Genomic DNA, 8,465 nt, shown 5'->3' on the forward strand with positions numbered 1-8,465 from the left:
AAACAAGCCGCGCCCAACGCGGCTTTTCCACGTCCGTTCATCATTGGCGGCGCGGTCTGCGCGCATGGCTTCGTCTATGGCGGGCCGTGTGGGAGGGGGCAACCCCTGCCGGTCCTAGTCCGGTCTGCCAACCTGCACGGTCTGCCACCCCTCTCTTGGCAGGGAGGGAGGCAGGTTCAAACCTGTCACTAGGAGCCATTCATGGCTGACACCACCCATTTCCTAGCTCGCCTGCTCCCCCGCTGGCTGCGCCGCCTCACCCTGCGTGAACGCACCTTCCGCGTCATCGCCCTCGACCGCTGGCGCCCCCGACCACCCCGCCTGCGCTGACCCGCCCTCCACGGACCGACCGACTCCGAGCGCCCCCACCAACCCGGGGCGCCCGTCGGCGCTCGCGCGTCTGCACGTCACGCCACAGGGGTTCTCTTCCACGGACTTGTCGCCCCCTGTGCGCGTCCCGGCTCGGCGCGCGGGCTCGTCACGCCGGTAGAGCGGGAACCACGACACCGGCGACCCAGAGGCGCAAGCTGCCACGGGTGTGGTGGGGCGTTCGAGCCCTGAAGGCAGCCTGTCGCGTGCGTCGAACCCGCCCGCGACCCCCGAATGCGACCGACTGACCGACCGATGGTCCGCGTCACGCCGTCCACGCCCAGGGGCCAGCCCCACACGCCGGCCAGGCTTCACCGCCGCGGCGTGCAGGGTCGAGGCTTGCCCCTTCGCTCCCTCCTTCCCTCTCTCCGGTCCCTCAAAGAACGCGGGCGACAAGTCCTCAGTTCGGGCAATTTTTCTATCGGGTATTGGCCAGAGGCAGTGGATGTGACGGCGGCAGCCCGGTGCGCGATCAGCCGTCTACGCGGCCCGAGCCCCCACCCCAACCCTCCCCCGCTGGGGGAGGGAGCCAGACCAGATCCCAACGCCCGACGCCCGACGCGCCTGATCTCCTCCCCCCAGCGGGGGGAGGTCGGGAGGGGGGCCTTCGGGATCAGCAGACCTCACGACACCAGGTCAGGGCCGCTCGCGGTCGTCGCGCTGCGCCCGCTCCTGCGCGAACAGTTCCTCTAGTTGCTGGCGCCCCTTGCGCGCCATCGACAGCAGCGTCTTCTCGTCGCGGTGGTGCGGCCAGAACACCTCCAGCTGCTCAACCGAGTGCTGGCGGAAACGGGCGGCGAGGTCGCGGGCGTGGTCGGCGGACCAACCCATGCTTTCGAGCACGCTGCGCCCACTCATCAGCGCCGAGTCCAGCGTCTCGCGTTCGATCATCTCCACGCCCCGGTCGCGCAGCGCGAAGTAGTGCTGCACATTGCGCGCACGGGCGACGAGCACGAGGTTCGGGAAATGCGCGCGCGCCAGATCGACCAGCTTCAGGCTCTGCTCCACATCGTCGATCGCCACCACCAGCACCTTGGCCGACGCCGCCCCCGCCATGCGCAGCAGGTCGAGCCGCGTCGCGTCGCCGTAGTGGACCCGGAAACCGAAGCGGCGCAGCGAGGCGATCTGCTCGGCGTCGTGGTCGAGCACGGTCGGCTTCAGCCCGTTGGCGTAGAGCAGCCGCCCGACCACCTGGCCATAGCGGCCGAAGCCCGCGATGATGACCGGCGCGTCCTGCGGTTCAGTCAGGGCATGGGGCGAGTTGTCCACAGCCTGCTGTGCATAACGAGGCAACACCCAGCGGTCCATCACCACCAGCAGCAGCGGCGTGACAAGCATCGACAAGGCCACCGTGCCGATCAGCACCGAGACCTGCGACTCGGTCAGTACCCGCGCATCGGCGCCCTGCTGGAACACGACGAAGGCAAACTCGCCGCCTTGCGCCAGCAGCAGCGTGAACACCGGCCGCTCCGGTCCGGGCACCGCCACGCAGCGCGCCAGCCCCCACAGCACCAGCGCCTTGATCGCCAGGAAGCCGGCCAGCAGCGCCAGCACCGTGCCGAGGTGGTCGCGCACGGCGTGGAAGTCGATCGACATGCCCACGGCCATGAAGAACAGCCCGAGCAGCAGGCCCTTGAACGGCTCGACATCGGTTTCCAGCTCGCGCCGGTATTCGCTCTCGGCCAGCAGCACACCGCCGAGGAAGGCCCCGAGCGCGGCCGACAGCTCCACCGCCTCCATCAGGCTCGCCAGACCGACGACGAGGCCCAGCGCCGCGGCGGTGAAGATCTCGGGCGAGCCACTGCGCGCGATCCAGCGCAGCGCATGGCGCAGCAGCAGCCGGCCGACCACGATGATGCCGACGATGACCACCAGCGCCCGCAGCGCTTCGCGCCACGAATTGCCGCTGTCCTGCACCTTGGGTGCGAGCAGCGGGATCAGCGCGAGGATCGGAATGGCGGCCACGTCCTGGAACAGCAGGATCGCGAAGCCAGCCTGTCCGCCGGCGGTGCCCATCAGGTTGCGCTCCTGCATGACCTGCAGCGCCACCGCCGTGGACGACAGCGCCAGCCCCAGCCCGGTGACCACCGCCACCGGCCACGACACGCCCAGCAGCAAGGCCACGCCACCCACTGCGGCCGCGCAGCCCAGCACCTGCGCGCTGCCCCAGCCGAAGATCGAGCGCCGCATCGCCCACAGGCGCGGCGGCTCCAGCTCCAGCCCGATCAGGAACAGCATCAGCACGACGCCGAACTCGGCGAACTCCAGGATCGCGTCCGGGTCGCGGACCAGCTGCAGTCCGAACGGCCCGATGGCGATGCCCGCACCGAGGTAACCGATGATCGATCCCAGGCCGAGCTTGCGCGCCAGCGGCACCGCGATCACCGCCGCGGCAAGGTAGACCAGCGAAGCGCTGAGCCAGTGTCCATGTTCCATCGTGCCCATCTCCTGGCACGCAGCATAACGGCGAGGCTCAGGTGTAGTTGCAGCCCGCGGGCAGCGGCCAGCTCGTCGCTGGCTTCATCGCCTTGACGGCCACCGGCGCGGTGATGCCGACCAACTCGGTGCCGACCAGGCGCTCCAGCTCGTCGATGCTGACGAGGTAGGGGTCCAGCGCGGTCAGTCCTTCGACGTTGGGGATGTACCAGGCGATCGCCTTGGCTGCACCCGTGGTCGGGTCGGTGGTGACGATGGCCTTCCAGAAGTACTCCGGCGTGCGGATGCCATGGCTGGCGAGGAACCAGTCGTTGGACGGGTCGCTGTAGACCACGCCGCCGTAGACCTGCACCGGCGCGATGTCGCGGTAGCACTCGGCGACGTTCTCGGCGTCGAGCCAGATGCCGCGGTTGAACGTGGCCACCTGCGGGACGATGTTCGTCATGTAGTTGGCGCGCTGGATGTACTGGGCGTCGTAGTCCATGTGGTTGGACGAGACGAGGTGCCCGCGGTCGTAGCCCGGGTGGATGGCCGCGGCGTAGCTGCTGGCGGTGGTCTGTTGTCCACAGCCGGCGGGCAGGGTCGGGTCGAGCGTGAAGCTGGTCGGACGTGCAGCGGTGCCGTTGTCGAAACCGAGGGTGTAGCTGTACTGGAGTGCCGTGTGCGTGGTGCAGTCGTAGGTGAGCTGGTAGCCGCCGTAGTCCTGGCGGATGACCCAGTCGGTGCTGGCCGGACCGTTCGGGGCAGGGTAGACCGTGGCGGTGCCGGTCTCCGTGCCCAGAGCCCCGTCACCGCCACCGCAGGCCGCGAACAGGACCGTGCACCCCAGCCCTGCCAGCAGGCGCAGGGCACGCGCGCAGCCCTCAGCGATGGCCACAGTCGCGCTGCTGGTACGCCACCACGCCATCCGCCTGGACACACTTGACCACGCCCGCATCGCTGCCGATGGCCAGCCCCGCTGCCGCAGGCGGCAGGTTGGCGGGGAAGTCGAGCGGGAAGGGGTCGGTCGGCTTCGGGGTGCGGCCCCAGTGCGCCTCGCCCGTCCAGGGATTGACCGCCGAGGCGGCCCGGTCCGCCACGGGCACCCGCGTCGTCGTGGTGCCCATGAGCACGGGCAGGAGCCGGTCGCTGCGCAGGTAGAACATCAGCCCCGCCACGCACAGCAGCGCCAGCAGCACTGGCCGGGCGGGCACCAGGGACCGTTCGAAGTGGTGTCGATAACCCTCTGGCGCAGAGTAGCTCACCCCACGCTGGCTCGGCGGCGAGACATACGGCTCGCAGTCGTCAGCGACCGATGTGGTCGAGAAGGGATTGTGGGCAGGGGACGACACGCGGGCCATGGCAGATGAAAGCTGGATCTGCGCAAATTGTGTCGTTCTTTTTCTTAACAGTCTGCATCCCGGAGTAAAAAACCAAGGCGCTTGCACAAATCCTCATCCAAACGTCCCGCCTGCCGCGCCAGCGCGGGTTGGGGACCGGCCAGGAAGCGGTAGAACGCAGCCCGCTGCGGCCCGAGCGCCGCCAGGGCGTCGAGGTGGCGCTGCACCACGCCGAGGTCGCCGCGCGCGATCGGCCCCGACACGGCGCCCGCCAGTCCACGGGCCTGCACCGCATCGAGCGTGCCATGCGACAGCGGCAGCAGGGCCTGCAGCGCCTCGGCCTCGTCCACGCCAAAGCTCTGCCACAGCGCTGTCGCCTCCTGCAGCACCGGCAACAGGAAACTCGCCGCATAGCCTGCCGCCACGTGGTAGCGCACCCGCATGCCAGGCGGCAGCACGATGGCCGGCATCTCCAGCGCGGCGGCCAGCGCACGCAGCACGGGCATCAGCGCGGGGCCGGCCTCGATCGCCGCGGTGCTGCCGGCCAGGCGGCGTGCGGCGAGTTCCGGATCGGAAAAGATCTGCAGCGGATGGAAGCCCCCCGTGTGCGCACCGGCCTGCGCGGCGGCATCGAGTGCCGTGACCTCGGTGGCGCCGCTGCAATGCACCACGAACTGCCCGGCCCGCCAGCGCAGTGCGGCCGCCACCGGAGCGATGGCATCGTCCGCGACCGTCAGCAGCACCAGATCGGCCTGGTCCACCGCCTGCTGCGGTGTGCAGGGCTGTGGATAACAGGTCGCCGACAGGTGCGCCGGGTGCCGGCTGCCGACCGCGACGACCGGCACGCCAGCCCGTGCCAGCGCGATCACCAGCGCCCGCGCCACACGGCCGGCACCGACCAGGGCGATGCGCAGCGCCGCCAGTTCAGGGGTGGATTCAGGCAGAGGGGTGTTCATGGCAGGATGATGCCCATGGACATCCCCGCATTGCAGGCCCGCCTGCGCGATTTCTCGGCCGAGCGTGGCTGGGAGCCTTACCAGACGCCCAAGAACCTGGCGATGGCCATGGTGGTCGAGGCGGCCGAGCTGGTCGAGATCTTCCAGTGGATGACGCCCGAGGCCTCCGCCCGCGTTGCCGACGATCCCGCCGTGCAGCAGCACCTGGGCGAGGAAATCGCCGACGTGCTGGTCTACCTGGTGCAGATCGCCGACCGCTGCGGCGTGGACATCGCGGCGGCCGTGGACCGCAAGATCGGCCTGAACGCCATCAAGTACCCGCCGAATCCGGACCGCTGAGCGCGTTTTCCGCGTCCGTGGCACCCTGGGTGGCCGGATGCCGGCAACAGGCCGCTCCAGCCCCTTTCAGGCCCCTCACAGCGCCTTGACGACCAGCTTGAAGTCCGGATCCTCCGGGAAGGGCCGCACCTCGTAGCCCAGACCGCGCATCAGCCGCAGCATGTTGGGGTTGTTGGCCAGCACCAGCCCCTCGATCTGTGCCAGCCCCTTGTGGCGCGCGAAGTCGGCGATCGACAGCATCAGCCGCGAACCGAGCCCCTGGCCCTTGTAGCCGTCCGACACCACCAGCGAGAACTCGCAGGTGGTCTGGTCCGGGTTGGTGATGAAGCGCGACACGCCGATGATCTGCTCGGTCTCGACGAAGACCCCGTCCTCGCCCGGGCGGCGATCGACGTGCACCGCCACCAGCGCCATCTCGCGGTCGTAGTCGATGAGCGTGTAGCGGGCCAGCATGCGCGCCGGCAGCTCGTGCATCGCGCTGGCGAAGCGGAAGTAGCGGCTCTCCTCCGACAGGCCGCGGGTGAAGGCCTGCAGCATGTCGGCGTCGTCCGGGCGGATCGGGCGGATCGTGTAGAGGTCCCCGCCCTTCATCGGCCACTCGCGCTCGTAGCTGCTCGGGTAGGGCAGGATGGCCAGGTGGTTGTAGTCGCGTGCGGTCGGACCGGCATGGTCGATGACGATGCGCGCATCCACCGCCACCGCGCCCTCGTGGTCCACGATGATGGGGTTGATGTCCATCTCGCGCAGCTGCGGCAGCTCGCAGACCATCTCCGACACGCGCAGCAGGATCTGCTCGACCGCCTCGACATCGGCCGGTGGCGCGCCGCGCCACTCGCCCAGCAGGGTCGACACCCGCGCCCGCTCGATCAGCCGGTGCGCCAGGAACTGGTTCAGCGGTGGAAGCTCCATCGCCCGGTCGGCGATCAGCTCGATCATCGTGCCGCCGGAGCCGAAGGTGACCACCGGGCCGAAGGGCACGTCGGTGGTCAGGCCGATGTAGATCTCGCGGCCACGTTTCTTGCCGCTCATGGGCTGGATGGTCACGCCGTTGATGCGCGCCTGCGGCTGCACCCGGCGCACGGCGGCCAGCATGTCGTTGAAGACATCGCGCACCTGGGTGGCGGTCGTGATGTTGAGCGCCACGCCCTCGACGTCGGACTTGTGGCTGATGTCGGGCGAATCGATCTTCAGCGCCACCGGGTAGCCGAGCTGGCTGGCGATCAGCATCGCCTCGGTGGCGGTGCGGGCCAGCATGGTGCGCGTCACGGGGATGTGGAAGGCCGCCAGCAGCGCCTTGGACTCCATCTCGGTCAGCACCCGCCGGCGCTCGGCCAGCACACCCTCGATCAGCAGCCGCGCGCCCTCGACATCCGGCCGTGCCAGCGTGGACTGCGGCGGCGGCGTCTGCTGCAGCAACTGCTGGTTCTGGTAGAAATTCGCCACGTTGGCAAAGGCATCGACGGCCGCTTCCGGCGTGCGGAAGGTGGGAATGGCGATCGCGTTGAGCATGACCCGGGCATCCCGCACCCGCTCGTCGCCCATCCAGCAGGTCAGCACCGGCTTGCCCATGGCGTGCACGTTGTCGCAGACGATCTGCGCGATGGCGTCCGGATCACTGTCGAGCTTGGGCGAGAAGATGACCAGCACGCCGTGCACCGAGCGGTCCTTGGCGCAGGCCTGCAGCGCAGCGCGGAACTGGGCCGGCGTGGCCTCCTCGCCCAGGTCGATGACGCTGTCCAGCGTGGCATGCGGCGACAGCTGCGGCGCGAGTTCGGTGCAGCTGGTGTCGACCAGCCGCGCCACCTCCAGGCCGATCTCGTTGGCACGGTCGGCGGCCAGCACGGCGGGGCCGCCGCCGTTGGTGACGATGGCCAGCCCCTTGCCGATCGGCTTGTAGCGCGAGGCCAGGCACTTGGCGGCCGAGAACAGCTGCGTGAAGGCCCGCACCCGCACCACGCCGGCCCGGCGCAGCGCGGCCTCGAACACGTCGTCGGAGCCGACGATGCTGGCCGAGTGGGTCAGCGCCGCCTTGGAACCTGCCGGCTGGCGACCGGCCTTCATCACCACCACCGGCTTGGCGAAGGCTGCCGCCCGCAGCGCGCTCATGAAGCGGCGGGCATCGTGGATGCCCTCCATGTAGACGAGGATGCTCTGGGTCGCCGCGTCGTTGGCCAGGAAGTCCAGCACCTGTGTCAGGTCGACAGCGGTATTGGCCCCGAGCGAGACCACGGTGGAGAAACCGACCGCGTTGCGCGCGGCCCAGTCGAGGATGGACGCCGTCAGTGCCCCTGACTGGCAGACCAGCGCGAGCGGGCCAGTGGCGGCGAGACGGCCAGCCGCGCTGGCGTTGAGCTGGAGCAGCGGGCGCTGCAGGCCCAGGCTGTTCGGCCCGAGCAGGTGCATGCCGTGACGCCGTGCGATCGCATGCAGGTCGGCACATTCCGCAGCCGGCAGCCCGGTGGACAGCACCAGCGCGGCCCGGCAGCGGATGCGCCCGGCGATCTCCAGCGCCGCGGCGATGCGCTCGTGCGGCAGCGCGATGATGGCCAGATCGGCCCGCGACTGGGCCAGGTCGGACAGCGTGCCCGTCATCTCGACATCGAGAAAGCTCAGCGTGCCGTTGAACTGGTGCGCCTGCAGCTCCCGGAGCATGGCGCGGACCAGCGACGGTGCCTCGTCCAGATGATCCGGCGGTCCCGCGAACACGACGATCGACTTGGGGGAAAACAGCGGCGTCAGGAAGTGATGGTCCACGTGGGCACACCCATTGGTAATGAGACGACCCAGCATACGGCAAGGACTGGCCTGGCTGGTGCAGTGCAGCAGACAACAAAAAACCCGTTTGCTGTCGCGCAAACAGCCAACGGGTTCAGTCGTGCAAAGCGTCGCATCGACGCCCTGCCCTGTGGACCAACCGTGCGATCAGCGCACGACGGCGATCTGCTCGCGGTTGCCACCCTTGTAGGTGAACATCGTCAGCGCACCGTTCTTCACGTCCCCCTTCTCGTCGAAGCTGATCGTGCCCGTCACGCCCTTGTAGCCCGTC

The 8,465-nt window shown here is 69.4% G+C and carries 7 protein-coding genes and 1 pseudogene; 2 read left to right on the forward strand and 6 right to left on the reverse strand.

Annotated features, from left to right (window positions below):
- Positions 1–201: 201 nt before the first annotated feature.
- Positions 202–330 carry a hypothetical protein gene (locus AB3X43_RS10125; protein ID WP_369429723.1) on the forward strand — a complete coding sequence of 43 codons (129 nt, stop codon included), beginning with the start codon at positions 202–204 and terminating at the stop codon, positions 328–330.
- Between the two features lie 675 nt (positions 331–1,005).
- Here the strand turns inward: AB3X43_RS10125 and kefC are convergent.
- The 4 genes from kefC to AB3X43_RS10145 are packed head-to-tail and all read right to left on the reverse strand — an operon-like array spanning position 1,006 to position 5,080.
- Complete coding sequence (kefC, locus tag AB3X43_RS10130; RefSeq protein ID WP_369429724.1) at positions 1,006–2,805, reverse strand: glutathione-regulated potassium-efflux system protein KefC; 1,800 nt, start codon at positions 2,803–2,805, stop codon at positions 1,006–1,008.
- Between the two features lie 37 nt (positions 2,806–2,842).
- Positions 2,843–3,682, reverse strand: a complete 840-nt coding sequence (locus AB3X43_RS10135; RefSeq protein ID WP_369429725.1) for a DNA/RNA non-specific endonuclease — start codon at positions 3,680–3,682, stop codon at positions 2,843–2,845.
- The gene (locus AB3X43_RS10140) at positions 3,669–4,136 is read right to left on the reverse strand and encodes a hypothetical protein (protein ID WP_369429726.1); all 468 of its coding nucleotides are present in this window, start codon (positions 4,134–4,136) and stop codon (positions 3,669–3,671) included. Before AB3X43_RS10140 ends, AB3X43_RS10135 begins: the two co-directional genes overlap by 14 nt.
- Before the next feature lie 53 nt (positions 4,137–4,189).
- The gene (locus AB3X43_RS10145) at positions 4,190–5,080 is read right to left on the reverse strand and encodes a Rossmann-like and DUF2520 domain-containing protein (RefSeq protein ID WP_369429727.1); all 891 of its coding nucleotides are present in this window, start codon (positions 5,078–5,080) and stop codon (positions 4,190–4,192) included.
- 15 nt (positions 5,081–5,095) lie between these two features.
- On the opposite strand from AB3X43_RS10145, the gene AB3X43_RS10150 reads away from it, so the two are divergent.
- Entirely contained in the window at positions 5,096–5,419 is a 324-nt protein-coding gene (locus AB3X43_RS10150) for a nucleotide pyrophosphohydrolase (protein WP_369429728.1), read from the forward strand.
- Between the two features lie 75 nt (positions 5,420–5,494).
- Here the strand turns inward: AB3X43_RS10150 and AB3X43_RS10155 are convergent, their stop codons facing one another.
- Both AB3X43_RS10155 and AB3X43_RS10160 read right to left on the reverse strand, forming a co-directional pair.
- On the reverse strand, positions 5,495–8,173 hold the full coding sequence (locus AB3X43_RS10155) for a bifunctional acetate--CoA ligase family protein/GNAT family N-acetyltransferase (protein WP_369429729.1): 2,679 nt from the start codon (positions 8,171–8,173) through the stop codon (positions 5,495–5,497).
- A 168-nt stretch (positions 8,174–8,341) separates the two neighbouring features.
- Positions 8,342–8,465: pseudogene (locus AB3X43_RS10160) on the reverse strand (branched-chain amino acid ABC transporter substrate-binding protein); the annotation flags it as partial.

The organism is Sphaerotilus sp. (assembly GCF_041083715.1).
Classification (GTDB): Bacteria; Pseudomonadota; Gammaproteobacteria; order Burkholderiales; family Burkholderiaceae_C; genus Sphaerotilus.